The organism is Aeromonas salmonicida (assembly GCF_028355655.1).
Classification (GTDB): Bacteria; Pseudomonadota; Gammaproteobacteria; order Enterobacterales; family Aeromonadaceae; genus Aeromonas; species Aeromonas salmonicida.
In genome coordinates this window covers 404,302-430,044 of the sequence record NZ_CP110645.1, presented here as the reverse complement: position 1 = coordinate 430,044, position 25,743 = coordinate 404,302, and the positions used below count along the sequence as shown (strand labels likewise).

Annotated in this window: 21 protein-coding genes and 1 pseudogene; 9 read left to right on the top strand and 13 right to left on the bottom strand. The window is 58.0% G+C overall.

Translation table 11 applies throughout. The features are described 5' to 3' along the window. Nucleotides 1–92: 92 nt before the first annotated feature. The 5 genes from lpdA to ampD all read right to left on the bottom strand — a co-directional run bounded on the left by lpdA (nt 93) and on the right by ampD (nt 8,012). Complete coding sequence (gene lpdA / locus ONZ54_RS02125) at nt 93–1,520, bottom strand: dihydrolipoyl dehydrogenase (RefSeq protein WP_271788238.1); 1,428 nt, start codon at nt 1,518–1,520, stop codon at nt 93–95. 160 nt (nt 1,521–1,680) lie between these two features. Further along, the gene (gene aceF, locus ONZ54_RS02120; RefSeq protein ID WP_125608512.1) at nt 1,681–3,573 is read right to left on the bottom strand and encodes a pyruvate dehydrogenase complex dihydrolipoyllysine-residue acetyltransferase; all 1,893 of its coding nucleotides are present in this window, start codon (nt 3,571–3,573) and stop codon (nt 1,681–1,683) included. An 85-nt stretch (nt 3,574–3,658) separates the two neighbouring features. Then, a complete protein-coding gene (gene aceE, locus ONZ54_RS02115) occupies nt 3,659–6,319 on the bottom strand; it encodes a pyruvate dehydrogenase (acetyl-transferring), homodimeric type (protein WP_271787348.1) in 2,661 nt (886 codons plus the stop codon). 79 nt (nt 6,320–6,398) lie between these two features. Continuing rightward, nucleotides 6,399–7,163 carry a pyruvate dehydrogenase complex transcriptional repressor PdhR gene (gene pdhR / locus ONZ54_RS02110; protein ID WP_005314150.1) on the bottom strand — a complete coding sequence of 255 codons (765 nt, stop codon included), beginning with the start codon at nt 7,161–7,163 and terminating at the stop codon, nt 6,399–6,401. A 276-nt stretch (nt 7,164–7,439) separates the two neighbouring features. Then, complete coding sequence (gene ampD / locus ONZ54_RS02105) at nt 7,440–8,012, bottom strand: 1,6-anhydro-N-acetylmuramyl-L-alanine amidase AmpD (RefSeq protein WP_271788237.1); 573 nt, start codon at nt 8,010–8,012, stop codon at nt 7,440–7,442. 149 nt (nt 8,013–8,161) lie between these two features. On the opposite strand from ampD, the pseudogene ONZ54_RS02100 reads away from it, so the two are divergent. From ONZ54_RS02100 to yacG, 9 genes and pseudogenes are all read left to right on the top strand, one after another. Then, nucleotides 8,162–8,631: pseudogene (locus ONZ54_RS02100) on the top strand (retropepsin-like aspartic protease family protein). A gap of 4 nt (nt 8,632–8,635) precedes the next feature. Continuing rightward, entirely contained in the window at nt 8,636–9,493 is an 858-nt protein-coding gene (gene nadC, locus ONZ54_RS02095) for a carboxylating nicotinate-nucleotide diphosphorylase (protein ID WP_219614709.1), read from the top strand. 333 nt (nt 9,494–9,826) lie between these two features. Continuing rightward, nucleotides 9,827–10,264, top strand: coding sequence for a pilin (locus ONZ54_RS02090; protein WP_271787347.1), 438 nt, complete (start codon nt 9,827–9,829; stop codon nt 10,262–10,264). Between the two features lie 2 nt (nt 10,265–10,266). Continuing rightward, nucleotides 10,267–11,973, top strand: coding sequence for a PilB family type IVa pilus assembly ATPase TapB (gene tapB, locus ONZ54_RS02085; RefSeq protein ID WP_058394588.1), 1,707 nt, complete (start codon nt 10,267–10,269; stop codon nt 11,971–11,973). 128 nt (nt 11,974–12,101) lie between these two features. Beyond that, nucleotides 12,102–13,343 (top strand): type II secretion system F family protein, encoded by a 1,242-nt coding sequence (locus ONZ54_RS02080; RefSeq protein WP_059113460.1) that lies wholly within the window; start codon nt 12,102–12,104, stop codon nt 13,341–13,343. A 63-nt stretch (nt 13,344–13,406) separates the two neighbouring features. After that, complete coding sequence (locus ONZ54_RS02075) at nt 13,407–14,282, top strand: prepilin peptidase (RefSeq protein WP_125729778.1); 876 nt, start codon at nt 13,407–13,409, stop codon at nt 14,280–14,282. A gap of 18 nt (nt 14,283–14,300) precedes the next feature. Continuing rightward, nucleotides 14,301–14,915 (top strand): dephospho-CoA kinase, encoded by a 615-nt coding sequence (gene coaE, locus ONZ54_RS02070; protein WP_271787346.1) that lies wholly within the window; start codon nt 14,301–14,303, stop codon nt 14,913–14,915. A gap of 37 nt (nt 14,916–14,952) precedes the next feature. Then, nucleotides 14,953–15,675, top strand: a complete 723-nt coding sequence (gene zapD, locus ONZ54_RS02065) for a cell division protein ZapD (protein ID WP_005314166.1) — start codon at nt 14,953–14,955, stop codon at nt 15,673–15,675. A 9-nt stretch (nt 15,676–15,684) separates the two neighbouring features. Beyond that, the gene (gene yacG / locus ONZ54_RS02060; protein WP_005314167.1) at nt 15,685–15,879 is read left to right on the top strand and encodes a DNA gyrase inhibitor YacG; all 195 of its coding nucleotides are present in this window, start codon (nt 15,685–15,687) and stop codon (nt 15,877–15,879) included. Nucleotides 15,880–15,956: 77 nt separating this feature from the next. On the opposite strand, the gene mutT is transcribed toward yacG, so the two are convergent. From mutT to ONZ54_RS02020, 8 genes are all read right to left on the bottom strand, one after another. Then, nucleotides 15,957–16,364 (bottom strand): 8-oxo-dGTP diphosphatase MutT, encoded by a 408-nt coding sequence (gene mutT / locus ONZ54_RS02055; protein WP_099994491.1) that lies wholly within the window; start codon nt 16,362–16,364, stop codon nt 15,957–15,959. Between the two features lie 8 nt (nt 16,365–16,372). Then, complete coding sequence (locus ONZ54_RS02050) at nt 16,373–17,557, bottom strand: tetratricopeptide repeat protein (RefSeq protein ID WP_271787345.1); 1,185 nt, start codon at nt 17,555–17,557, stop codon at nt 16,373–16,375. Nucleotides 17,558–17,631: 74 nt separating this feature from the next. Further along, a complete protein-coding gene (gene secA, locus ONZ54_RS02045) occupies nt 17,632–20,352 on the bottom strand; it encodes a preprotein translocase subunit SecA (protein ID WP_271787344.1) in 2,721 nt (906 codons plus the stop codon). 61 nt (nt 20,353–20,413) lie between these two features. Further along, entirely contained in the window at nt 20,414–21,319 is a 906-nt protein-coding gene (locus ONZ54_RS02040; RefSeq protein WP_021140334.1) for a M23 family metallopeptidase, read from the bottom strand. 143 nt (nt 21,320–21,462) lie between these two features. After that, entirely contained in the window at nt 21,463–22,386 is a 924-nt protein-coding gene (gene lpxC / locus ONZ54_RS02035) for a UDP-3-O-acyl-N-acetylglucosamine deacetylase (protein ID WP_017412296.1), read from the bottom strand. Nucleotides 22,387–22,487: 101 nt separating this feature from the next. Beyond that, nucleotides 22,488–23,639 (bottom strand): cell division protein FtsZ, encoded by a 1,152-nt coding sequence (ftsZ, locus tag ONZ54_RS02030; protein ID WP_005305686.1) that lies wholly within the window; start codon nt 23,637–23,639, stop codon nt 22,488–22,490. A 40-nt stretch (nt 23,640–23,679) separates the two neighbouring features. Continuing rightward, the gene (gene ftsA, locus ONZ54_RS02025) at nt 23,680–24,939 is read right to left on the bottom strand and encodes a cell division protein FtsA (protein ID WP_005314183.1); all 1,260 of its coding nucleotides are present in this window, start codon (nt 24,937–24,939) and stop codon (nt 23,680–23,682) included. Then, complete coding sequence (locus tag ONZ54_RS02020; protein ID WP_058394593.1) at nt 24,920–25,672, bottom strand: cell division protein FtsQ/DivIB; 753 nt, start codon at nt 25,670–25,672, stop codon at nt 24,920–24,922. The genes ftsA and ONZ54_RS02020 overlap by 20 nt, the downstream gene beginning before the upstream one ends. Between the last annotated feature and the right edge of the window lie 71 nt (nt 25,673–25,743).

The following is a 25,743-nucleotide window of genomic DNA, read 5'->3' as shown; positions in this document are numbered from 1 at the left end:
AGCAATCGGCCCCGAACAAATCTCTTTATTCATCAAAAACAAAAAAGCCGCTCCTGAGAGCGGCTTTTTTCATGTTGGCTGCAAGAAGAAAATTACTTCTTCTTTTTGGCCTTGGCGTTCGGCAGATCGGTGATGGATCCTTCGAACACTTCTGCAGCCAGACCCACTGACTCGTGCAGAGTCGGGTGAGCGTGGATGGTCAGCGCTATGTCTTCGGCGTCAGCACCCATTTCGATGGCCAGACCGATTTCACCCAGCAGTTCACCACCGTTGGTACCGACAATGGCACCACCGATGACGCGGCCGCTCTCCTTGTCGAAGATCAGCTTGGTCATGCCGTCGGAGCAATCAGAGGCAATGGCACGGCCGGACGCCGCCCACGGGAAGGTGGCAACTTCGAAGTTCAGCCCCTGTTGCTTGGCTTCCTTCTCGGTCAGGCCAACCCAGGCCATCTCTGGCTCGGTATAGGCGATGGACGGGATCACTTTCGGGTCGAAGTAGTGCTTCTTGCCGGCGATCACTTCGGCCGCAACGTGGCCTTCATGAACACCCTTGTGAGCCAGCATAGGTTGACCGACGATGTCACCGATGGCGTGGATGTGAGCGACGTTGGTACGCAGCTGCTTGTCCACTTCGATGAAACCGCGCTCGGTCACGGCAACGCCGGCCTTCTCGGCATCCATCAGCTTGCCATTCGGCACACGGCCTACGGCAACCAGCACGTTGTCGTAACGTACCGGCTCGGCGGGAGCGTGCTTGCCTTCGTAGGAGACGTACAGGCCGTCTGCACGAGCTTCAACTGCGGTGACCTTGGTCTCCAGCATGATGTTGAATTTCTTGGCAACGCGCTTGGTGTAGATCTTGACGATGTCTTTGTCGGCAGCCGGTACCAGCTGGTCGGCAAATTCCACCACGTCGATCTCGGAACCCAGGGAGGAGTAAACGGTACCCATCTCCAGACCTATGATGCCACCGCCGATCACCAGCAGCTTGCCTGGTACGGAAGTCAGTTCCAGCGCATCGGTTGAATCCCATACGCGCGGGTCATCATGGGGGATGAAGGGCAGTTTCACCGGACGGGAACCGGCCGCTATGATGGCGTTATCGAAGGTCACTGTCGTCTTGCCGTCGGCACCGTCTACTTCGAGGGTGTTCGGACCGGTAAACTTGCCGAAACCGTTGACCACCTGAACTTTACGCATCTTGGCCATGCCAGCCAGACCGCCGGTCAACTGGTTGATGACCTTCTCTTTCCACAGGCGAACCTTGTCGATGTCGGTCTGCGGGGCACCGAAGATGATGCCGTGTTCGGACAGTGCCTTGGCTTCTTCAATGACTTTGGCGACGTGCAGCAGTGCCTTGGACGGGATACAACCCACGTTCAGGCAGACGCCACCCAGGGTGGAGTAACGCTCGACGATAATGGTATCCAGACCCAGATCGGCGGCACGGAAAGCAGCGGAATAACCGGCAGGGCCAGCACCCAGTACTACGACCCGAGTTTTGATTTCTTTACTCATCATGACCTCTTTGTCGTTCTTATATATCCCCGGACGGCGCAGTCTTATGCCAACTCAATGCCAAACAAGGCGGCTGCAACCGTGAAAAAACGGGGCAAGTTTACAATCCTGTTAATGAAATGAGAAGTAAAAAGGGCAGGCTCTGGGCCCGCCCTCTCACTTACAGGACCAATCGACGAATGTCGGACAACACGCCACTCAAGGTGGTGACGAAGCGGGCTCCGTCAGCACCGTCTATGACTCTGTGGTCATAGCTCAGGGCCAGCGGCAGCATCAGGCGAGGCACGAACTCCTTGCCATTCCACTTCGGCTTCATCTCGGACTTGGAAACACCGAGGATGGCCACTTCCGGCGCGTTGACGATCGGGGTAAAGCTGGTACCGCCGATGCCACCCAGGCTGGAGATGGTGAAGCAACCGCCCTGCATGTCGGCAGCGGTCAGCTTGCCGGCACGGGCCTTCTTGGAGATCTCGGCCAGATCGCGAGACAGCTCGTAGATGCCCTTTTTGTTGACGTCACGCACCACAGGAACCACCAGGCCCCCCGGAGTGTCTACCGCCACACCGATATGAATGTACTTCTTCATGATCAGCTTGCTGCCGTCTTCGGACAGGGCGCTGCAGAAGCGTGGGTGTGCTTCCAGGGCTTTGGCGGCGGCTTTCAGGATGAACACCAGCGGGGTGATCTTCACGTCCGACTTCTGCTTCTCGAGCATCGCGTTCTGCTCTTTGCGGAACGCTTCCAGCTCGGTGGTATCGGCTTCGTCGAACTGGGTGACGTGCGGGATCATAGCCCAGTTGCGATGCAGGGCAGGACCGGAGATCTTCTGGATCCGGGTCAATTCCAGCTCTTCGACCGGGCCGAACTTGCTGAAGTCAACCTTGGGCCATGGCAGGACACTCATGCCGTTGCCAGTGCCGGTACCGGCTGCCGGGGCGGACTCGGCACGCTTGACCGCATCCTTCACATAGGCCTGCACGTCTTCTTTGACGATGCGACCCTTGCGACCGGAGGCCTTCACCTTGGCCAGGTTGATACCGAACTCACGGGCCAGACGACGTACGGCCGGGGCGGCGTGTACGTAAGCGTCATTGGCAACGAAGTCGGAAGAAACAGCAGCCTGGGCAACCGGTACCGGAGCCGCGGCAACAGGGGCAGCAGCGACCGGGGCGGCGGCTTGGGCAATCGGAGCGGCAGCGGCCGGAGCAGCACCTGCCACTTCGAATACCATGATCAGGGAACCGGTGGAGACCTTGTCACCCGCCTTCACCTTGATTTCTTTGACGATGCCGGCGAACGGTGCAGGCACTTCCATGGAGGCCTTGTCACCTTCCACGGCGATCAGGGACTGGTCGGCTTCGACCTTGTCACCCACGGCGACCATGATCTCGGTCACTTCGACTTCGTCACCGCCGATGTCAGGTACATTGACCTCTTTGGCAGCAGCGGCCACAGGGGCAGCAGCCACGGGAGCAGCTGTCTCAACCGGCGCAGCAACGGCGGCAGGAGCAGCGCCCGCCACTTCAAATACCATCACCAGAGAACCGGTAGACACCTTGGCGCCAGCGGCAACCTTGATCTCGACCACGCGACCCGCGAACGGTGCCGGCACTTCCATGGAGGCCTTGTCACCTTCCACGGCAATGATGGACTGGTCGGCTTCAACCATGTCGCCCACGGCAACCATGATTTCGGTCACGTCCACTTCGTCGTCACCTATGTCCGGTACGTGCACATCTTTGCGCGCGGCGGCGACAGGGGCGGCGGGAGCGGCAGCAGCAACCGGGGCGGCAACCTGGGCAGGCGCCGGCGCAGCAGCGCCTTCCGCTTCGAAGATCATGATCTGGGAACCGGTGGCAACCTTGTCACCCACCTTGATCAGGATCTCTTTGACGATACCGGCAGCCGGTGCCGGTACTTCCATGGAGGCTTTGTCACCTTCCACAGCAATCAGGGACTGGTCGAGTTCGACCTTGTCACCCACGGCCACCATGATCTCGGTGACTTCAACTTCATCGGCGCCGATATCCGGAACCATAATCTGTTTGGACATAGTGCTTTATCCTCTTACGCGTCTGTCGCGTTAACCTTTGCAAGGCAGTGCCGGGCAATGTGTCCCGGCACTGCACTCGATCCTCTTACGCGTACAGCGGGTTGACCTTGTCGGCATCGATGCCGTACTTGGCGATGGCGTCAGCCACAACCTGCTTGTCGATCTCGCCGCGCTTGGCCAGTTCAGTCAGGGCAGCAACTACCACGTAGAATTCGTTCACTTCGAAGTGACGACGCAGGTTGGCACGGCTGTCGGAACGGCCGTAACCGTCGGTACCCAGCACACGGTAGTGCTCGGTCGGTACGAAGGCACGCACCTGATCAGCGAAGGACTTCATGTAGTCGGTCGCGGCTATGGTGGCTTCGGAACCCAGTACGGTCGCGATGTAGGGTACGCGAGCCTCGGCGGTCGGGTGCAGCATGTTCCAGCGATCCACGTCCTGACCGTCACGGGCCAGTTCGTTGAAGGAGGTGACGCTGAACACGTCGGAACCCACGCCGTATTCGCTGGCCAGGATCTGGGCGGCGGTGCGCACATGACCCAAGATAGAACCACAACCCAGCAGCTGTACCTTGCCCTTGGTGCCGGCAACGGTTTCCAGCTTGTAGATACCCTTGCGAATGCCCTCTTCTGCACCTTCCGGCATGGCCGGCATGGCATAGTTTTCGTTCAGGGTAGTGATGTAGTAGAAGACGTTCTCCGGCTTCTCACCGTACATGCGACGCAGGCCGTCCTGGACGATAACTGCTACTTCATAGGCGTAGGACGGGTCATAGGAGATGCAGTTCGGGATGGTGTTCGCCAGGATATGGCTGTGACCATCTTCGTGCTGCAGACCTTCACCGTTAAGGGTGGTACGACCCGAGGTCGCGCCCAGCAGGAAGCCACGGGCTTGCTGGTCACCGGCTGCCCACGCCATGTCGCCGACGCGCTGGAAGCCGAACATGGAGTAGTAGATGTAGAACGGGATCATCGGGCAATCGTTGGTGCTGTAAGAGGTCGCAGCAGCCAGCCAGGAGGACATGGCGCCCAGCTCGTTGATACCGTCTTGCAGAACCTGACCCTGCTTGTCTTCCTTGTAGTAGGAGACGATGTCGCGGTCTTGCGGGGTGTACTGCTGACCGTGCGGGCTGTAGATGCCGATCTGGCGGAACAGACCTTCCATACCGAAGGTACGGGCTTCGTCAGCCAGGATCGGGACTATGCGCTTGCCGATGGACTTGTCTTTCAGCAGCACATTCAGGGAACGCACGAACGCCATTGTGGTGGAGATCTCGCGGGCCTGCTCGCCCAGCAGGGGACCAAAGGTCTCCAGCGCCGGAATGTCCAGCTTGGTGGTGGTCTCACGCAGACGGGTCGGTACATAGCCCTTCAGCGCGGCACGGCGGGCGTGCAGGTATTTGTGCTCTTCGGTACCCTCTTCGATCTTCAGGTACGGCAGGTTTTCCAGCTGCTCGTCGGTGACCGGCAGGCTGAAACGATCGCGCAGGTGACGCACAGAGCCCAGATCCATCTTCTTGACCTGGTGGGCAATGTTCTTGCCTTCGGCCGCTTCGCCCATGCCGTAACCCTTGATGGTCTTGGCCAGGATGACAGTCGGCTTGCCCTTGGTCGCTGCAGCTTTGGAGAAAGCGGCAAACAGTTTACGGGGATCGTGACCACCGCGGTTCAGGGCAAAGATCTCCTCGTCGGTCATGTCTTTGACCAGCGCGGCGGTTTCCGGGTAACGGTTGAAGAAGTGCTCACGCACGTAGCCGCCATCGCGGGACTTCATGGTCTGATAGTCGCCGTCCACGGTTTCGTTCATCAGCTGGATCAGCTTGCCGGACGTGTCTTTCTTCAGCAGATCATCCCACTTGCGACCCCAGATAACCTTGGTGACATCCCAGCCGGCACCTGCGAACAGGCCTTCCAGCTCGTTGATGACCTTGCCGTTACCTACGACCGGACCGTCCAGACGCTGCAGGTTGCAGTTGACCACGAAGACCAGGTTGTCGAGCTTTTCACGCACGGCAACGGTCAGGGCACCCTTGGCTTCCGGCTCGTCCATCTCACCGTCACCCAGGAAGGCGTAAACGGTCTGCTCGGAGCAATCCTTGATGCCACGGTCGGTCAGGTACTTCAGGAAGCGAGCCTGATAGATGGCGGCGATGGGGCCCAGACCCATGGAAACGGTCGGGAACTGCCAGAAGTCCGGCATCAGTTTCGGGTGCGGATAGGAAGGGATACCCTTGCCGTCCACTTCCTGACGGAAGTTGTCCAGCTGATCTTCGGTCAGACGACCTTCAGCGAACGCACGGGCGTAGATGCCCGGGGAAATGTGACCCTGGAAGTAAACCAGATCACCACCGTCCTTCTCGCTGCGAGCGCGGAAGAAGTGGTTGTAGCAAACTTCGTAGATGGTCGCAGAGGAAGCGAAGGAAGACATGTGACCACCGAGGTCCAGGTCTTTCTTGGAGGCGCGCAGCACTATCATCATGGCGTTCCAGCGGATGATGGCGCGGATGCGACGCTCCATCTCCAGATCGCCCGGATAAGCCGGTTCGTCACTGGACGGGATGGTGTTGATGTAGTCGCGATTCGCCTTGGCAGCCACGTCCACACCGCTCACGCGGGCTTTCTCGGCCAGTTGTTCAAGAATGAACTGAGCGCGTTGCGGACCCTCTTCACGCAGCAGGGATTCCAGAGAGGCAAGCCACTCCAGCGTTTCTATCGGGTCCACATCGTTCTTCAGGATATCAGACATGGCTGGTTCCTATTTTGTTGTGATTGCACGGCATTGCACGGCGAAGGGCGCAAGCATTCGACAATAAAGCCTTGTGGGATTAGTTTTCCTGCTGACGGATCCGACGCATGGATCGCTGGATCCGGCTGTCTTCCCTCTGCATATCCAACAAGGTGTCCTCGATAAAGGCCAGGTGCTCATGACAAGCAGCCCTGGCCCGCTCCGGAGCCCCCGACAGGATAGCCTCGATCAGATGCGCACGATGGCGACGTATCTTGGCTACCACTCCCGGACGGCGATTCAAAATTTCGTTATTGCGTAAAATGTTCTGCTCAAGCATGGGGCCCATGGCCCGCAACAGGTGCAGCAGCACCACGTTGTGGGACGCCTCGGCCACCGCCAGATAAAACTGGGTAACGGCGGCGGATTCGGTGACCAGCGAACCTTGCTGGCCGGCTTCCTCGATGGCGGACTGCGCATTGCGTATCCGCTCGAAGTCGGCATCGGTTCCCCGCAACGCAGCATAGTAGGCACAGATGCCTTCCAGCGCGTGACGAAACTCCAGCAGGTCATACTGGGCTTCCGGGTGGGTGCTGAGCAGCTCGAACAGGGGATCGGCGATCCCCTTGCTCAAGGCATTTTGTACGTAAGTGCCACCGCCCTGACGGCGATACAAGAGTCCTCTGGCTTCCAGGCGCTGGATGGCTTCGCGCAGGGAGGGGCGCGATACCTGAAACTGGATGGCGAGTTCCCGCTCGGGCGGCAACTTCTGGCCCGGTTGCAAACTGCCTTCCAGAATCATCTGTTCCAACTCGGCGACAATGGCGTCGGCCAGCTTGGGTTGAGTAATCTTGAGATAGGGCATGAGGCTACTTTGTTAAATTGGTATTACCAATTTCATGAATGGGGCGAAAATTAGCAGAGGGCTTGGAAAAAGTCCACCCAAAAGATGATCTGAATCAAGGTTCACCCTTGCCACTTAAGGGGTAAAAAGAGGGATTTATGATTTAGCTCATAGAAATTGGTCTGACCAATATTTTTGAGCTGGCTCACAGGCAACATTTGATCAACAGCAGGAAAAAATGGCCTGCCACAAAGGCAAGCCATTGATTTTAAAAACACTAACTTATCTTTAGAATATTTACTTAAAGTTGAGCATTTGCCGATAGCGCTGCCATTCGAAACTGTCACCCGGATCCGTCTTGCGCCCGGGGGCGATATCACAATGGCCGACAATCCGTTGCGCAGTAATGGCAGGATAATGGCGAGATATGGTTCGGCTGAGCCCCGACAGCACCTCATATTGCGCATCGCTGTAGGGCTGCTCGTCGGTCCCCTCCAGCTCGATGCCGATGGAAAAATCGTTGCAGGCCTCTCTCCCCTCCCAGTTCGATATCCCGGCATGCCAGGCGCGTGCGCCAAACGGTACGTATTGCACCAACTCACCGTCCCGCCGGATCAGGCAGTGGGCCGAGACCCGCAGCTGATGAATGCCGGCGAAATAGGGATGCACGGTCGGATCGAGCCGGCCCAGAAAGAGATCGTCAATCCAGGGACCGCCGAACTCCCCTGGCGGCAGGCTGATACCGTGTACCACCAGCAGGGAGACATCGTCCACACTGGCCCGCTCGTTGTGGTGCGGTGACGGCACCTTGCGCGCCTGCTCACACCAACCGTCTGAATCAATGGAAAAAACTGCTTTAGGCTGGGTCATCATCTACTCGTTCTGCAATGGAATGGCGCACTTGACAAGGGACGACTGGGCAGCAAGATGATCCGCCTCTCACGGTCGCCGCAATCGCCTGAATCCAGTCAGGCAACTGTGATAGGCTGAGCCCTCTGTTGCCCAACGCAGGAAAGGATATGCACCCTATGGCACGCCGCTTCTGGTTGCTGGCCTGGCTCTCTCTGATGGGGCTGCTGACCCTCTATTTCCACCACAGCTCGCAACCGACCGTGACAGCCAGCGGCGAGCTGCTGCTCAAAGCCGATGCCAGCGGCCATTATCGTCTGGAGGGTGCCATCAACGGCCAACTGGTGCAACTGCTGCTGGACACGGGCGCAACCCGGGTCACATGCCGCTGCATGTGGCCAAGCGCATCGGGCTGACCCCCAGCGGCCATAGCCGTGTCAACACGGCAGCCGGCACCATCCAGGTTCAGACCGGTCAGATCGAAACCCTGGCGATGGGTCCGCTGACCTTGTACGATTTGCCCATCTTTATCAATCCAGCGGCCGGCGGGGACGAGATCCTGGTGGGCATGAATGCCCTCGGCCGGCTGGAATTGCGCCAAAAAGACAGGCAGTTGCTTCTCAGACCCTTGCAGGAATAAAGGCATGTTTCAACAGGATATCAGCCGCGCCGTGCGCGCCGCGCTACTCGAAGACCTAGGTCAGGCCCTCACCACGCTCGATCAACCGGATGCCAGCGCCGATATCACGGCCCAGCTGATCCCGGCGGATCGCATTGCCAGTGCCCGGGTCATCACCCGGGAGGCGGGCGTCTTCTGTGGCCAACCCTGGGTGGATGAAGTGTTTGCCCAGCTCGGCGGTGAGGTCAAGGTGGAGTGGAAAGTGCAAGATGGCGAACAGCTCTCTCCCAATCAGGAGCTGTTTCGCCTGCACGGCCCGGCCCGCGTCTTGCTGACCGGCGAGCGCAACGCACTGAACTTCGTGCAGACCCTTTCGGGTGTTGCCACACTCACCGCCCGCTACGTGGCCGAACTGGCGGGCACCGACTGCCGTCTGCTCGATACCCGCAAAACCCTGCCGGGGCTGCGCACCGCCCAGAAATACGCAGTCACTTGTGGCGGTGGCAAGAATCACAGAATCGGCCTGTTCGACGCCTACCTCATCAAGGAGAATCATATCCTTGCCTGTGGCGGCATAAGCGAAGCCATCACAGAAGCCCGCCGCCTCAATCCGGGCAAACCGGTTGAGGTAGAGGTCGAATCCCTGGCCGAGCTGGCACAGGCACTGCTTGCCGGCGCCGATATAGTGATGCTGGACAACTTCGATGTACCCATGATGCGCGAAGCCGTGACCCTCAATCAGGGCCGTGCCAAGCTGGAGGTCTCCGGCAATGTGACGCTGGACACGCTGGCAGAATATGCCGCCACCGGCGTCGACTTTATCTCGGTAGGGGCACTGACCAAGCATGTGCGGGCACTGGATCTCTCCATGCGCTTTGTTTAGCTGAAAGGCTAGCTGAGAAAGACTCGCGATCTCATCATGGCTCGGCTGACATATAAGAAGATGAAGGACTTGCAAAAGGCGCCACGGGCGCCTTTTCTTTATGCAGGATCCCTCAGCAAAGGAGTGTGATGATGGACCCCATCCCGCCAGTAAAAAAGAGCCAGTAGAGGCTCTTCATCCATGATTTATATCAAGTTATTCGCAAATGACAGGAAACTAGTTAACAAAGGCGATACGCTCTGTTGCCAAGTCGAACAGCTCGGATAAGATACTGACGTGTGGATAGTTTTCCACCAGCACGTCTCAGGAACCAAGGACAAAAGGATATTTGACATGAAGAAGCAATCAGGCTTTACCCTTATCGAACTGATGATCGTGGTCGCGATCGTCGCCATCCTGGCCGCCATCGCGCTGCCGGCGTATCAGAACTACACCAAAAAAGCCAAGATGACAGAACTAGTTGCATCAACTGGGGCAGTAAAAACTCAGGTTGAAGTCTGTATGCAATCCTATGGTACAACCCAATGCGATAACAGTGTTAATGGGATGCCTAGCGGAGCAATAACCTCTGGTAACTCATCCGTAACATATACAGGTACAACGACTGATGGTGCAGCAATTACTATTGCAGCAGCCCCTATAAACGACACAGTTCTCGCTCCATTAAAAACGACTGATGTTTTTACTCTGACCGCATCTGCCAGTGTTCCTCTGGTCTGGGCAAAATCTTGCTCTGACAATGGCACAGCACAAACAGATTACTGCCCATAATAATGACCTCTAGCCCCAATAGCGGCCTGGCGTTAAGCCTGGCCGCCTCATCCCTGCTCAGTGAGTCCGACTCACAGCGTTACCTGAGCCAAGCCAAGGCCCAGCGCAAACCCTTCGTGACATTTCTGATTGAAAACGAGATCCTCGACAGCAAGGCGCTGGCGGATTTTTGCGAGCTGGAATATGGGGTACCTCTGCTGGATCTTGCCGCCTTCGACCTGGCCGAGATCCCGCAGAAGTACCTCAATCAGAAGCTGATTGAGAAACACCATGTGCTGCCCATCTACACCCAGGGCCACACCCTCTATATCGCCATGTCGGACCCGACCAATGTGTCGGCACTGGAGGATTTTGGCTTCAGCTTCGGACTCCATACCGAAGCCCTGCTGGTGGAAGAGAACAAGCTCACCGCCGCCATCGGCAAGCTGCTGGAAAGCGAGCAGGATGCCCTCGGCATGGAGGAGATCGACGAGTCGGAGATCTCCGAGCTGGAAGTCTCGGACGAAAACTCCCGCCTCGATGAGAGCGTCAATACCGCCGACGACGATGCCCCCATCGTCAAATACATCAATAAAATCATGATGGATGCCATCAAGCGCGGCGCCTCGGATCTGCACTTCGAACCCTATGAGACCAAGTACCGTATCCGCTTTCGTATAGACGGCATACTGCACGAAATAGCGACGCCGCCAGTCAATCTGGCCAACCGCTTTTCGGCCCGCCTCAAGGTGATGGCGCGACTCGATATCGCAGAGCGACGGCTGCCCCAGGATGGTCGCATCAAGTTAAAGCTGTCGCGCAACAAATCCATGGATATGCGGGTCAACACACTGCCCACCATGTGGGGCGAGAAGATCGTTATCCGTCTGCTGGACTCTTCCGCAGCGCGACTCAATATCGAACAGCTCGGCTTCGACGACCGGCAGAAGGCACAGTATCTGCGTGCCCTCTCCAAGCCCCAGGGCATGATATTGGTGACAGGCCCGACCGGCTCTGGCAAGACTGTCTCTCTCTATACCGGCCTCAATATTCTCAACACCACAGAGGTCAACATCTCTACCGCCGAAGACCCAGTGGAGATCAACCTGCCCGGCGTCAACCAGGTACAAGTCAATCCCAAGGCGGGGCTGACCTTCGCCAGCGCCCTGCGCTCCTTTCTTCGCCAGGATCCCGATGTGGTAATGGTGGGGGAAATCCGGGATCTGGAAACCGCCGAGATTGCCATCAAAGCCGCCCAGACCGGCCACCTGGTGCTCTCCACCCTGCACACCAACTCGGCTGCCGAAACCCTGACCCGGATGATGAACATGGGGGTTCCGGCCTTCAACATCGCCTCTTCGGTAACCCTCATCATGGCCCAGCGCCTCGCTCGCAAGCTCTGCGATCACTGCAAGGCGCCGGAAGTGGTGCCCGAGGCTGAACTGCTGGAGCTGGGCTTCACCCAGCAGCAGTTGGCCGCCGGCTTGCGCCTGTTCAAACCGGTAGGCTGCAAAGAGTGCTCGGGGGGCTACAAGGGTCGGGTCGGTATCTACGAAATCATGCTAATGTCTGAAAACATTGCAAAATTGATCATGCAAGGAGCCAACTCCCTGCAAATTGCAGCGATTGCCCAGAAAGAGGGGATGCGAACCCTGCGTGTCTCGGGCCTGGAGAAGGCCCGCCTGGGGGTGACCAGCCTGGCAGAGATCAACCGGGTGACCACCAACTGACAGACCATTTTCAATCAGACTGACTGATCCAGGTGATGCCGAACCGGCGTCCTTGACGATTCCCATCAGGCCAGAGCATCCAGGCAACAAGAGAGTCGGATGCCAGCGCCCAATTGCAGGATGCAGTGATGGCAACGCTAACGCAAAAACAGAATGCCCCCAAGAAAGTCTTTGCCTTCCGCTGGAGCGGGGTAAATCGCAAGGGTCAGAAGGTATCCGGCGAGCTGCAGGCCGACAGCATCAATACGGTCAAGGCCGAACTGCGCAAGCAGGGGGTCAATGTCACCAGAGTGAGCAAAAAGAGCCAGGGGCTTTTTTCCAAGGGTGGCGCCAGGATCAAACCGATGGATATCGCCATCGTTTCCCGTCAGATCACCACAATGCTCTCCGCCGGGGTACCTCTGGTACAGAGCCTGCAGATCATAGCCCGCAGCCATGAAAAAGCCGCCATGCGCGAGCTGATGGGCCAGATCGCTGCCGATGTGGAGACAGGCACCCCGATGTCAGATGCCCTGCGCCGCCACCCTCGCCACTTTGATGCGCTCTATTGCGATCTGGTGGAAGCGGGCGAGCAATCCGGCGCCCTGGAAACCATCTACGATCGCATCGCCACCTATAGAGAAAAATCGGAAGCGCTCAAGTCCAAGATCAAGAAGGCGATGTTCTATCCCGCCATGGTCATCCTGGTCGCCATCGTCGTCACCTCCATACTGCTGCTGTTCGTCATCCCGCAGTTCGAGGACATCTTCAAGAGCTTTGGTGCCGAGCTGCCCATCTTCACCCAGTTTGTCATCGGCATCTCCCGCTTCATGCAGAATTGGTGGTATGTGATTTTTGGCGGGATAGGGCTTGGCATTTTCCTTTATGTACGAGCATGGCGCGCATCCCAGAAAGTCAAAGACAACACAGACAAGTTCATCCTCACCATTCCCGTGGTGGGCATGATACTGCACAAGGCGGCCATGGCCCGCTTCGCCCGCACCCTCTCCACCACCTTCTCGGCGGGCATACCCCTGGTGGATGCACTGATCTCGGCCGCCGGCGCCTCAGGCAACTATGTCTATCGCACCGCCGTCATGGCCATTCGCAACGAGGTGGTAGCCGGCATGCAGATTAACGTGGCCATGCGCACCGTGGATCTCTTCCCCGATATGGTGATCCAGATGGTGATGATCGGTGAGGAGTCAGGCGCCATCGATGATATGCTCTCCAAGGTCGCGACCATCTTCGAGCAAGAGGTCGATGACTTGGTCGACGGCCTCACCAGCCTGCTGGAGCCTCTCATCATGGTGGTGCTGGGGGTACTGGTCGGCGGTATGGTCGTTGCCATGTACCTGCCCATCTTCAAGCTGGGTGACGTGGTAGGCTGATCCGCGAGGGTGTGCACTCACAACGGCATGCCCTTTTCCCAATTTCATGACAGACGGTTGGTTATGACACTTCTTCTCGAGCTGGCACACGGCTTGCCATGGCTCTACTTCTCGCTGGTATTTCTCTTCTCCCTGATGATCGGCAGCTTTCTCAACGTGGTGATCCACCGCCTGCCCATCATGCTGGAACGGGAGTGGCAGGCCGAATATCGCAGCTATTTCAGTTCAGACACGCCGCAGCCAGAAGCTGACGAGCGCTACAATCTGATGGTGCCGCGCTCCTGCTGCCCTCACTGCAATCACCCCATAACGGCCCTGGAAAACATTCCCCTGCTGAGCTGGCTCTGGCTCAAAGGTCGCTGCCGGGGCTGCCAGGCCGCCATTTCGGCTCGCTATCCGCTGGTGGAGCTGCTGACCGCTCTGCTCTCTGTGGTGGTTGCCATGACGCTCACCCCTGGCTGGGGCACGCTGGCTGCCCTCCTGCTGACCTGGGTGCTGGTGGCGCTCACCTTTATCGATCTGGACAAGATGCTGCTGCCGGACCAGCTCACCTTGCCGCTACTGTGGGGCGGGCTGCTGTTCAACCTGCTTGGCGGATACGTGCCTCTCGGCGATGCTGTCATCGGCGCCATGGCAGGCTATCTGGTGCTGTGGAGCCTCTACTGGGCCTTCAAGCTGCTTACCGGCAAGGAGGGCATGGGCTATGGGGACTTCAAACTGCTGGCAGCGCTGGGAGCCTGGCTTGGCTGGCAGGCGCTGCCCATAGTACTGCTGCTCTCTTCTCTGGTCGGCGCCATCTTCGGCATTGGCCTCATTTTGCTGCGCAACCATCACCAGAGCAAACCCATCCCCTTTGGCCCCTATCTCGCCATCGCAGGCTGGATCGCACTGCTCTGGGGCGATAGCATCACCCGCTGGTATCTCTCCACTATCCTCTGAAAAAGGGTGTACTGACCCATGTATATCGTTGCAATCACAGGCGGTATTGGCAGCGGCAAAACCACCATTGCCAACCAGTTTGCCGAGCTTGGCATAGACATAGTGGATGCGGACGTCATCGCTCGCGAAGTCGTGGAGCCCGGCACACCGGCCCTGGCCGCCATCGCAGCCCAGTTTGGCCCCGAGATGCTGGATCCGCAGGGGCAGCTCGATCGGCGCCGCCTGCGGGAGCGGGTATTCAGCGATCCTGACGCCAAGGCATGGCTCAACGGCCTGCTCCATCCGCTGATCCGCCAGGAGATGCTGCGCCAGTGCGCCAACGCACGCTTGCCCTATTGCCTGCTGGTGGTGCCGCTGCTGATCGAGAACAGACTTACCCAGCTGGCCAACCGGGTGCTGGTGATCGACGTGGATGAGGCAACCCAGATTGAGCGGACCTGCCGCCGGGATGGCGTTAGCCGGGCGCAAGCAGAGGCCATTCTCGCTGCACAGGCAAGCCGTGCCGAGCGGCTCGCGGTAGCCGATGACGTGCTGGACAACCAAAATGACGCAGCCGAGACCATAAAGCGCCGGATTTTAGCGCTGCACGAGACATATATGGCATTTGCCTCTCAACAAGCCAGTCAAGTGTGAGTACACTAGGCCGGTTTATGGCTGGCCAGGATTAGGCATGATTTACGATTTTCCCCTCAATGAAAAAAGCCGGACCTATCTTCGTCTGGAGTCTCTCTTTTCCCAGATCCGCGACAATCTGGACAGTGACCAGTCCTGGGCACACATCGCCTTCTTCAAGGGGTTGTTCGATCTGCAAGAATTGCTGGAGCGCGGAGACCTGCGAGCCGATCTCATCAAGGATCTGGAGCGTCTCGGCCAGCGTCTGAGCCACTGGGCCAGTCTGCCGGATGTCGATCTGGAACAGATCAAACAGATGCAGCAGGAGAGCACCCAGCTCTCTCGCAACCTGCTCAGTGCCTCACGCCCCGGCGCTCGGCTGAAAGAGGATAGACTGCTCGGCTCCATCCGTCAGCGCTTCTCCATTCCCGGCGGTCTGTGCGCCTTCGATGTACCGCAACTGCACCACTGGTTGGGTACGCCGACGATGGTTCGCAACCAGCAGATGCAACTTTGGCTCAGCGACATCAATCTGCTGATGAATGCCATTACCCTATTGCTGCGGCTATGGCGTGAATCCGGCAACTTCAGCGACGAGATCGCTACCAATGGTTTCTTCCAGGATACTGCCGAGAATGCGGAACTGATCCGCATCCGCCTGCCCGATGCCCAGCAGTGCTATCCGACGCTGAGCGGCCACAAGAACCGTTTCGCGCTGCGCTTCCTGCCCACTACAGAGCAACAGATTGGCGACGTTCCCTTCCAGCTCGCCTGCTGCTAAGGAGTAACCATGGTCACCAAAGTAAAGTGCCCGACGTGTAAAACCGAATTGGAATGGGGGCCGCAGAGCCCGTTCCGCCCCTTCTGCAGCAAGCGCTGCCAGCTGATCGATCTTGGCGAATGGGCGGATGAAGAAAAACGAATCCCGGGCCCCATCAACCCGGACCTGCTGCCTTACCCGGATGAAGGTGAGCAGTGGCAGTGAGCCGCACACAAAAAAGGGCCGACAAGGCCCTTTTTTAATTGCAGTCAAATCCGTAGCGATGACTTAGCCAGGGTCAATCAGATCGCCAGAGAGGCTTGCAGCCGCCCCACGATAGGACCGTTGGCATCCGGGAACTGGTATTCATGCAGTGATGCCAGCGGCACCCACAGGCACTCCTGCCCCTCCTTGCCAAACGGCTCACCGCTAAAACGGGTCACCTTCCAGATATCCAGCAACACCTGCTTCTCGGGGTAGTCATGATGCAGCTCCATGAAGGGAGCGCAATCCAGCACCCGGATACCGATCTCTTCCCACAACTCCCTGTCCAGCGCGGTGAGCAGGTCTTCCCCCGCCTCTACCTTGCCACCCGGGAACTCCCAGCGATCGCCCTGATGGCGGTCTGAAGAGCGCTTGGCGATGAAGATATCGCCCTGCTCATTCTCGATGACGCCAACCGCCACCCAGATCCGTTTTTTCTGTTCCATCATTGTCCTCAACGTAAACACGGCAATGTGGCTATCCAGGGGGCCAGCCGACGAGCTTGCAGCGCCCCTTGCGCCGTAAAGATATCCTGCCCCACATGTTCAGTCCCGTCAGGTGCGGGAAGGGGCCAGGGGATGGCCCCTGGCGGGGTGAAGCAACGGTCATGAACCAGACAGCTCTGGGCCAGATAGCTCCAGAGAGTGTCACGCAGAAACCATTGGTCTATGTTCGGCGTTTCCATCGCCTCCGGTTGATAGGTATCCAGCAAGGGCGCCAGCGGCGGCAACACGCCGGCCACCCCACCCCACATACCCGCCAAGATCAGGTCGGTATGGCTCCACCAGTCCCGCATGATATGAAACCAGCGGCCCGATGCAAGCCAGCCATCAACGGCAACCCTCTCTCGCACGCCCGGCACTGAATCCACATCCCGCACCAGAAAGCGGCCTACTTGCGGGTCGTTGGCCACCTGAAAGCGCCAGCACAGGCGCTGGCGCAGGGATTGACCGGACGCTTGTATGCACACCTCGGCACCCAATTCCCCAAGAGTGGCAAGCAGCGTCGACGGCACGCTCTCATCCACGTAGAAACGAGTGCTCCACCCCGGATAGAGGTAGGACGCAGCCAGCACATTGTCGACAGCTCCGCGCAAATAGCGGGGCGCGCTGCCCCACAGAGAGAAGGCGATGACATTCTGCTTGCCGGCGCGTCCTGCCAGCCAGGTATCAGGCTCTCCATCGGGTAATGACCAGCCCTGTGGCTGCTGGCGGACCGCCCTATCCTTCAGGATCAGCGCCCTGGTTCCGGCGGCAGCCGCCTCGACATAGCGTCCACGTTTGGCTTGCGAGGTGCACAACCCATCCAGGGCATGGAAATCCTCAGGTGTGCGTACCAGCAGGGTTTGCAGCCTCTCCACCGCATGTTCATGCTGACCCGAACGTGACAGACAGACGCAGAGATTGCGCAGCACCTCGTCGTTATCAGGAGCCGCCTGATGCGCCATCTCCAGCACCTGCGCGGCAGAGGCAGGGTCATCACACAAGAAGAGGTAATAGGCAAATTGCAGCTGCAATGCCACTGGCTTTGCCGCAGTACTATTCAGCTTTGTCAGCAGTTGCTGGATTGCAGTCTGTCTCTGTCCTCCAAGCCAGTGCTCATGGGCACTGGCATCCCATCCTGTCGGCATTTTGCTCATGGTCTTCCCTCCCCTTTTGCCGCCCTGAAACAAATGCACCGCCCAGAGGCGGTGCATGAAGCGTCACTGTGCGATCAGGTCAACTGACCGTGGCAATGCTTGTATTTTTTGCCGGAGCCACAGGGGCAGGGATCGTTGCGACCGATCTTCTGCTCATCCCGCACGAAGGTGGTGTGACCCTCTTCGCCTGCGCCCTCTTCATCGGCCAACTGGCTCTCTGCGGTGGCATGGGTGTAAGTGCGGGGAGCGGCTTCGGACTGCTGGCGCTGCTGCTCTTCCAGGGCTTCCACGTCACGCTCCTGCACCTGAACACGGCTCAGTATGCTGACCACGTCGCGCTTGAGAGTTTCCAGCATCTGGGTGAACAGATCGAAAGACTCGCGCTTGTACTCCTGCTTGGGGTTCTTCTGGGCGTAGCCGCGCAGATGGATGCCCTGACGCAGGTGATCCATGGCCGCCAGATGCTCCTTCCACAGGCCATCCAGAGTTTGCAGCATCACCGCCTTCTCGAAGTTGCGCAGCACCTCGACACCGACCAGTTCCTGCTTGTGGGCATAGAGTTTGGTGGCTTCGTCCAGAATGCGCTCGCGCAGCTTCTCTTCATACAGCTTGTCATCTTCCGCCAGCCACTGCTGCAACGGCAGATCCAGCCCGAAATCGGCTTTCAGACGCGCTTCCAGACCCGGCACATCCCACATCTCTTCCAGAGACTGGGGCGGAATGTATTCGTCGATCACGGCGCCATAGACGTCGTCACGGATGACGTGGATGGTCTCGGAGATGTCGTTGGTATCCAGCAGCTCGTTGCGCTGCTCATAGACCACCTTGCGCTGGTCGTTTGCCACGTCATCGAATTCGAGCAAGCTCTTGCGGATATCGAAGTTGCGACCTTCCACCTTGCGCTGGGCATTTTCGATGGCCTTGGTTACCCAAGGGTGCTCGATGGCCTCGCCCTCTTCCATGCCCAGCTTCTTCATCATGCCAGTCACGCGATCGGAGGCGAAGATCCGCATCAGGGTATCTTCCATGGAGAGATAGAAACGGGAGGAGCCCGGGTCACCCTGACGACCGGAACGGCCGCGCAGCTGGTTGTCGATACGACGGGATTCGTGGCGCTCGGTACCGATAATGTGCAGACCACCTGCGGCCAGCACTTCATCGTGACGCACCTGCCAGGCCGCTTTCAGCTCGGCGATTTGCTCGTCGGTCGGGTTATCCAGCTGGGCAATCTCGGCCTGCCAGTTGCCACCCAGCACTATGTCGGTACCACGACCGGCCATGTTGGTGGCGATAGTAACGGCGCCAAGCTGACCTGCCTGAGCCACGATTTCCGCTTCCATGGCGTGGAACTTGGCGTTCAGTACCTTGTGCGGAATATTCTCCTTGGTCAGGATGCCGGAGAGCAGCTCTGAGTTTTCGATGGAGACAGTACCCACCAGCACCGGCTGACCACGGGAGACGCAACCGCGAATGTCTTCGACGATGGCGGCGTATTTCTCCTGGGCGGTCAGATAGACCAGATCGCCCATGTCTTTACGCACCATCGGCTTGTTGGTCGGGATAACCACTGTATCCAGGCCGTAAATCTGCTGGAATTCAAAGGCTTCGGTATCCGCCGTGCCCGTCATGCCCGCCAGCTTGTCATAGAGACGGAAGTAGTTCTGGAAGGTGATAGAGGCCAGAGTCTGGTTCTCGTTCTGGATCTTGACCCCTTCCTTCGCCTCGACGGCCTGGTGCAGGCCATCAGACCAGCGGCGACCCGGCATGGTACGGCCGGTGTGTTCGTCAACGATGACGATCTCGTCTTTTTGCACTATGTAGTCGACGTTGCGCTCAAACAGAGTGTGGGCACGCAGACCGGCGTTGACGTGGTGCAGCAGGCTGATGTTGGTCGCGGAGAACAGAGAGTCCTCTTCGGCCAGCAGCCCTTCTCGCTTGAGCAGCTCTTCCACGAAAATCTGACCATTTTCGGTCAGCAGGGCCTGACGGTTCTTCTCGTCTACCGTGTAGTGACCTTCGCCTGTGTACTCTTCGGTATCTTCCTTGTCCTGCTTGATCAGTTGTGGGATCAGCTTGTTGACCTGGATGTAGAGGGCGGAGCTGTCTTCGGCCGGGCCTGAGATAATCAGCGGGGTACGGGCTTCATCGATGAGCACGGAGTCGACTTCATCCACCAGCGCGTAGTTGAGCGGACGCTGGACACGCTGCTCTGGCGAGAACGCCATGTTGTCACGCAGGTAATCAAAACCGAATTCGTTGTTGGTACCGTAGGTAATATCTGCAGCATAAGCGTCACGCTTCTGGGACGCATCCATGCCAGGCACGTTGCAATCGACCGTCATGCCGAGGAAGGTGAACAGGGGGCGGTTAGCCTCGGCATCACGCTTGGCCAGATAGTCGTTCACCGTCACCACGTGTACACCACGACCGCTCAGGGCATTCAGATAGGCCGGCAAGGTAGCAGTCAGCGTCTTGCCCTCACCGGTTTTCATTTCAGCGATGCGGTTGGAGTCAAGCACCATGCCGCCGATCAGCTGGACGTCGAAGTGACGCATGCCAAACACCCGCTTGGAGGCCTCACGCACGGTCGCGAACGCTTCCGGCAGCAACTGATCCAGCGTCTCACCCTGCTCCAGACGCTGACGATATTCAGCTGTCTTGGCCTGCAACTCGCTATCGGACAAAGCCTCGAACTGAGGCTCCATCGCATTGATCTGTTTTACAATTTTGCGCAAAGCCTTGAGCGTTCTGTCGTTCCGGCTGCCGATAATCTTGGTAAGCAGTGTGCTAATCATGGGTACCAACTATTTCTGGTTATAGTTAAGTGTTCCGTCACTGGAACCTGGAGAAAAAAACCTAACCCCGTCTGGCGTTGAGAAAGCGTGCGGGGTTGACCTGACGACCGTCTTTCAATACTTCGTAATGCAAATGGACCCCGGTCGCGCGACCGGTGCGTCCCATCAAGGCAATCTTCTGACCCTGATCGACTAGCGTGCCCACTTCAACCAGCAACTTGGAGTTGTGGGCATAGCGGGTCACCAAACCATTGCCATGGTTCACTTCCACCATGTTGCCAAATTCCGGATGGCGGCCTGCCCAGCTGATGATGCCCGGGCCCGTCGCCAAAATAGGGGTACCGGGCTTGCCACGGAAATCGACCCCTTTATGCATCTTGGCGCGACCGTTGAACGGGTCGACCCGACCACCAAAGCCTGACGAGATCCAGACCCGCTCCTGTTTGACAGGCGAGCCTGAAATAAAACCGGCATCGGCTATATGGTGATTCATGATGAAAGATTCAAGTACCGACAGCTGCTCTTCACGACTGCTGAGCTGCTGGCTGAGATGCTTCATGGAATCCTGCAATTCATTCAGGTTGACTTCCAGATCCACATCATAGGAAGGACCGCCCATAGGGGGCAGTTCCTTGAAATTGAACTCCTCGGGATCGAGGTCTGCCTGCTCGGTCAAGCGTTCACCGAGCGCATTGATACGACCCAACTGCCCCTGCATGGTGCCCACTTGGGCGGCCAGCATGGCAAGCTGTTCGCGGGCTTCATCTGCCCCTTGAGTGGATGTCTGTTGTTCGGCCATGGCCAGCGCCACTTCGAGCGCATCCATTTTCTGGTGCCAGCTCTGCCAGAGCCAGCCGCCACCCAGGGCCAATACAGAGAAGAGGATTCCGCCGACCCAGGCCAGACGTTGTTTGGGCAAATGCAACTTGCGTCGCTGCTTGCCGTTGAGGATCAGGGTAATGCTCATAGAAATCTGTCTGCTCGGTCAGGTGAGGCCAGGAGCCTGCACGGGAAATAAAACCGGGAGATAATCGGTATCGGTATCAGGATGGAAAAATGAATGACAGGACGTCGGTGCGGAGAGATGACCGACGTCCTGTTGCACAGCTATCAGGCCAGAACCAGACCGTTATCGTAGTAAGCGATAGGCGCTTTGGCCCCCTCACCCTCGAAGGTCACCAGTTCCCAGGCCTCCTGCTTGGCCAGCAAGGCACGCAGCAGCTTGTTGTTCAGAGCATGGCCGGTCTTGTAGGCACGGAATTCGCCGATGATGCTGCGGTTGCACATATAAAGGTCACCGATAGCATCCAACATTTTGTGTTTGACGAATTCATCTTCATAACGCAAGCCATCTTCGTTCAGTACCCGGTAGTCATCCAGCACAACGGCATTTTCCAGGCTTCCGCCCAATGCCAGGTTCTGGGAACGCAGGTACTCGATGTCACGCATGAAGCCAAAAGTACGGGCACGACTGATCTCTTTCACGAAAGAAGCACCGGAGAAGTCCAGCACGCAACGCTGATTGCGTCCTTCAAATACCGGATGCTGGAAATCGATCTCGAGATCCATTTTGAAGCCGTTGCGATAGGGGTGGAATTCCGCCCACTTGTCGCCGTCTTCAACCCGGATGCTCTGCTTGATCCTCACAAACTGCTTGGCAGCATTTTGCTCACGGATACCGACTTCTTGCAGCAGGTAGATAAAGGGGTGCGCACTGCCGTCCATCACCGGGATCTCGGGGGCGTCAACCTCCACATAGAGGTTGTCGATCCCCATCCCGGCCAGCGCGGCAGAGAGGTGCTCAATGGTAGAGACACGGACACCGGCTTCGTTGACCAAAGCGGTACAAAGCACGGTATCGCGCACCTGATCGGCATTGGCTGGCAGCGCTACCACAGGATCAAGATCGGTACGCAAGTAAACGATCCCTGTGTTAACAGGCGCCGGACGGAACGTCATTGTGACTTTCCGGCCCGAATGCAGGCCAACACCAGTGGCCTGGACACTCGTTTTCAAGGTTCTTTGTCTAATCATGGGCGTATCCGCTTAACAGCTCATATTCCGGACCAGATGGTCGTTGGCAGGCCATCTTAGCACATTCCTTAAGCAACAAACAAACTAGTGCCATTAGAGGCTTAGTCAGCTTGCTTGCGCAGGAATGCAGGAATATCGAGATAATCCGGTTCACGACGAGCTTGCGGCTCGGCGTTGACCACCTTGGCCGGGGCCTCTTCCATCACGCGAGACTGCAGGGCTTCGCTGATCAGGGGCTGACGGGCCGGACGCTCTTGTACCATATTATTTTTTACGAGCGTGATGTCGGGCTTGCGCTCGGCACCGATACCGGTAGCCACCACGGTCACACGCAGTTCGTCGTGCATTTCCGGGTCGATTACGGTACCCACCACCACAGTGGCGTTCTCGGAAGCGAAGGCCTTGACCGCGTTACCCACGGTTTCGAACTCTTCAATGGTCATGTCCATGCCGGCGGTGATGTTGACCAGGATGCCACGGGCACCGGCCAGATCCACGTCTTCCAGCAGCGGGCTGGAGATGGCTTTCTCGGCCGCTTCTTCGGCACGATCATCACCGGAGGCGGAACCGGTACCCATCATGGCGGTACCCATTTCACGCATCACGGTACGCACGTCCGCGAAGTCGACGTTGATCAGGCCAGGACGGGTGATCAGCTCGGCGATCCCCTGTACCGCACCCAGCAGCACATCGTTGGCTGCCTTGAAGGCGTCCAGCAGGGAGATGCCACGACCCAGCACCTTCAGCAACTTGTCGTTGGGGATGGTGATCAGGGAGTCGACGTTCTTGGATAGCTCTTCGATGCCGTGGGCGGCGAAGCCCATCCGCTTCTTCCCTTCGAAGGAGAACGGCTTGGTTACGACAGCAACTGTCAGTATACCCATCTCGCGGGCCACTTCGGCCACGATCGGTGCAGCACCGGTACCGGTACCACCACCCATGCCGGCGGCGATGAACACCATGTCGGAACCGGTCAGCAGCTCACGCAGCGCTTCCCTGTCTTCCATGGCCGCATCACGACCCACTTCCGGATTGGCTCCGGCACCCAGACCCTTGGTGATGCCACCACCGATCTGCAGAGTTGTGTTGGCGCTGGAGTTACGCAGAGCCTGGGCGTCGGTGTTGACGGTAATGAATTCGACACCTTCGATGTTTTGACGAACCATGTGCTCGACTGCGTTACCGCCGCCGCCACCCACACCAATCACTTTAATGACGGCTTCGTCAGTGTGGCTATCCATAAATTCAAACATGTTGTCTCTCCGCTTTATTTGCCTGACTCAGCAAAATCTTTTAGAACTCGCCACGCAACCAGTTGCTGACCCGTTTGACCAGCCCACCTACGCTTGCCTTGGCGGCATATTCCTTGCTACTGCCTGAAGATTGATGGGTGCGGCCGTACTGCAGCAACCCGACCGCGGTCGAGTACACAGGTGCCTGCACATAATCACTCAATCCCCGTATATTCATGGGCTCTCCCACCCGGACCTGGCTTTGGAAGATCTGCTCTGCACACTCCACAATGCCTTCGATCTGGGCAGCGCCGCCGGTCAAGACCACACCGGCTGCCAGCTGATGCTTGACCCCCTGCGCTTTCAACTCGCTTTGTACCCGCACCAGCTCATCATTCACCATGGAGAGCAACTCGGTGTAACGGGGTTCAATCACTTCAGCCAGTGTCTGCCGTTGCAGGCTACGCGCCGGACGACCGCCGACACTGGGTACTTCAATATTGTCTTCCTTGCTGACCAGACGGCCGAGGGCACAGCCATAGCGCACCTTGATCGCTTCTGCGTCAAGCGGCGGTGTGCCGAAGGCGTAGGCGATATCGCTGGTCACTGTGCTGCCGGCGTACGGGATCACCTTGGTGTGGCGCAGAGCACCGCCGGTAAACAGCGACATGTCCATGGTACCGCCACCTATGTCCACCACGCAGACACCCAGCTCTTTCTCGTCTTCGGTCAGCACGGCATAGCTGGAAGCCAGCGCGGAGAAGATCAGCTGATCCACTCGCAAGCCGACCTTCTCCACACATTTTTCAATGTTGCGGGCCATGTCGTTGTGGCAGGTGATCAGGTGCACCTTGGCCGCCATCCGCACACCGGACAAACCAACCGGGTTCTTGATCCCTTCCTGGTAGTCGATGGCAAACTCCTGGGGCAGCACATGCAGCACCCGCAGCTCATCGGACAACCGTACCGACTTGGCGGTGTGGATGACGTTGTCCACGTCCTCCTGGGTCACCTCCTCATCGGAGATGGGCACCATGCCGGTTTCGTTGCGGCAATCGATATGCTTGCCGGACAGCCCCAGATACACAGAGCTGATCTGGCAGTCGGCCATCATCTCTGCCTCTTCCACCGCACGACGCAGGGACTTGACCACGGAATCGAGATCGTTGACCCCGCCCTTATCCATGCCACGCGAGGCGTGACTGCCCATGCCGATGACATTGAGCTCACCGTCTGGCAGCACTTCGCCGACCAGAACCGCCACCTTGGTTGTGCCGATATCCAGTCCGACAATCAGATTTCTATCTGCGGTTTTGGTCATTCACTTTCTCTTCGTTCTTCTTCCAGCCAACTGCCATTCCGGTGTCATATCGAAGATCCACATAAGCAACCCGCTCACGGGGTTCGATGACCGGAAAAGCATCGATAAACCGCTGCAGTCGGAGCGCAATATCCGCGCGCCCCAAAAACAGCTGAATGTTGCCATCCAGGGTCAATTCCCAGGCATGGCGGGGAGTCAGATTCACCCCCAGCAACTTGTATCCTCTGGCCGCCAGCTGCGCCTCGTATTGACGGCTGGCTTCCAGCACCTTGGCGGCCTGGTCTTCAGGCCCGGATAGCTGCATCAGGGGGGTCTTCACCCTGTCCGGCGCACTGAACACCTCACCCTTGGTGTTGACGAAACGGTTGCCATTCCAGCGTGCCGCTACCGCCTGTTCGGTGAGATAGACCTTGATCTTGTTTGGCCACTTCTTGCGTACAGAGACCTGGGCCACCCAAGGCAAGGCGTTCAACCGCGCCTGTAATTCGTTAACGTCCAACTCGAAGAAGTTACGCAGCTCGGCACCATCCAGCACGGCGCTACGCAACTCGTCGGTTTGCAAATACTGGTGTTGCCCCTGCAGCAAGAGCTCGCTCATGGGCAACCGGTTGGCATCCGTCAGCCAACCTTTAACATCCAGCGCAGTCTGGTAGAGACCCCACATGACCAGGATGAAAAATGTCACCCCTGCAATGAAGCCACCCTTGGTGCGCCCTTGTGCACTTGCCTCCACCCGATCTTTCCCCGTTTAACGCGCCACTTTGGCCCTTTGCAGACCGGCTCGCCATTATATAGGCGCCGGCT

Coding starts and splice junctions, on each gene's coding strand:
- lpdA (WP_271788238.1), bottom strand. CDS start 1,520: ATGAGTAAAGAAATCAAAACTCGGGTCGTAGTACTGGGTGCTGGCCCT.
- aceF (WP_125608512.1), bottom strand. CDS start 3,573: ATGTCCAAACAGATTATGGTTCCGGATATCGGCGCCGATGAAGTTGAA.
- aceE (WP_271787348.1), bottom strand. CDS start 6,319: ATGTCTGATATCCTGAAGAACGATGTGGACCCGATAGAAACGCTGGAG.
- pdhR (WP_005314150.1), bottom strand. CDS start 7,163: ATGCCCTATCTCAAGATTACTCAACCCAAGCTGGCCGACGCCATTGTC.
- ampD (WP_271788237.1), bottom strand. CDS start 8,012: ATGACCCAGCCTAAAGCAGTTTTTTCCATTGATTCAGACGGTTGGTGT.
- nadC (WP_219614709.1), top strand. CDS start 8,636: ATGTTTCAACAGGATATCAGCCGCGCCGTGCGCGCCGCGCTACTCGAA.
- ONZ54_RS02090 (WP_271787347.1), top strand. CDS start 9,827: ATGAAGAAGCAATCAGGCTTTACCCTTATCGAACTGATGATCGTGGTC.
- tapB (WP_058394588.1), top strand. CDS start 10,267: ATGACCTCTAGCCCCAATAGCGGCCTGGCGTTAAGCCTGGCCGCCTCA.
- ONZ54_RS02080 (WP_059113460.1), top strand. CDS start 12,102: ATGGCAACGCTAACGCAAAAACAGAATGCCCCCAAGAAAGTCTTTGCC.
- ONZ54_RS02075 (WP_125729778.1), top strand. CDS start 13,407: ATGACACTTCTTCTCGAGCTGGCACACGGCTTGCCATGGCTCTACTTC.
- coaE (WP_271787346.1), top strand. CDS start 14,301: ATGTATATCGTTGCAATCACAGGCGGTATTGGCAGCGGCAAAACCACC.
- zapD (WP_005314166.1), top strand. CDS start 14,953: ATGATTTACGATTTTCCCCTCAATGAAAAAAGCCGGACCTATCTTCGT.
- yacG (WP_005314167.1), top strand. CDS start 15,685: ATGGTCACCAAAGTAAAGTGCCCGACGTGTAAAACCGAATTGGAATGG.
- mutT (WP_099994491.1), bottom strand. CDS start 16,364: ATGGAACAGAAAAAACGGATCTGGGTGGCGGTTGGCGTCATCGAGAAT.
- ONZ54_RS02050 (WP_271787345.1), bottom strand. CDS start 17,557: ATGAGCAAAATGCCGACAGGATGGGATGCCAGTGCCCATGAGCACTGG.
- secA (WP_271787344.1), bottom strand. CDS start 20,352: ATGATTAGCACACTGCTTACCAAGATTATCGGCAGCCGGAACGACAGA.
- ONZ54_RS02040 (WP_021140334.1), bottom strand. CDS start 21,319: ATGAGCATTACCCTGATCCTCAACGGCAAGCAGCGACGCAAGTTGCAT.
- lpxC (WP_017412296.1), bottom strand. CDS start 22,386: ATGATTAGACAAAGAACCTTGAAAACGAGTGTCCAGGCCACTGGTGTT.
- ftsZ (WP_005305686.1), bottom strand. CDS start 23,639: ATGTTTGAATTTATGGATAGCCACACTGACGAAGCCGTCATTAAAGTG.
- ftsA (WP_005314183.1), bottom strand. CDS start 24,939: ATGACCAAAACCGCAGATAGAAATCTGATTGTCGGACTGGATATCGGC.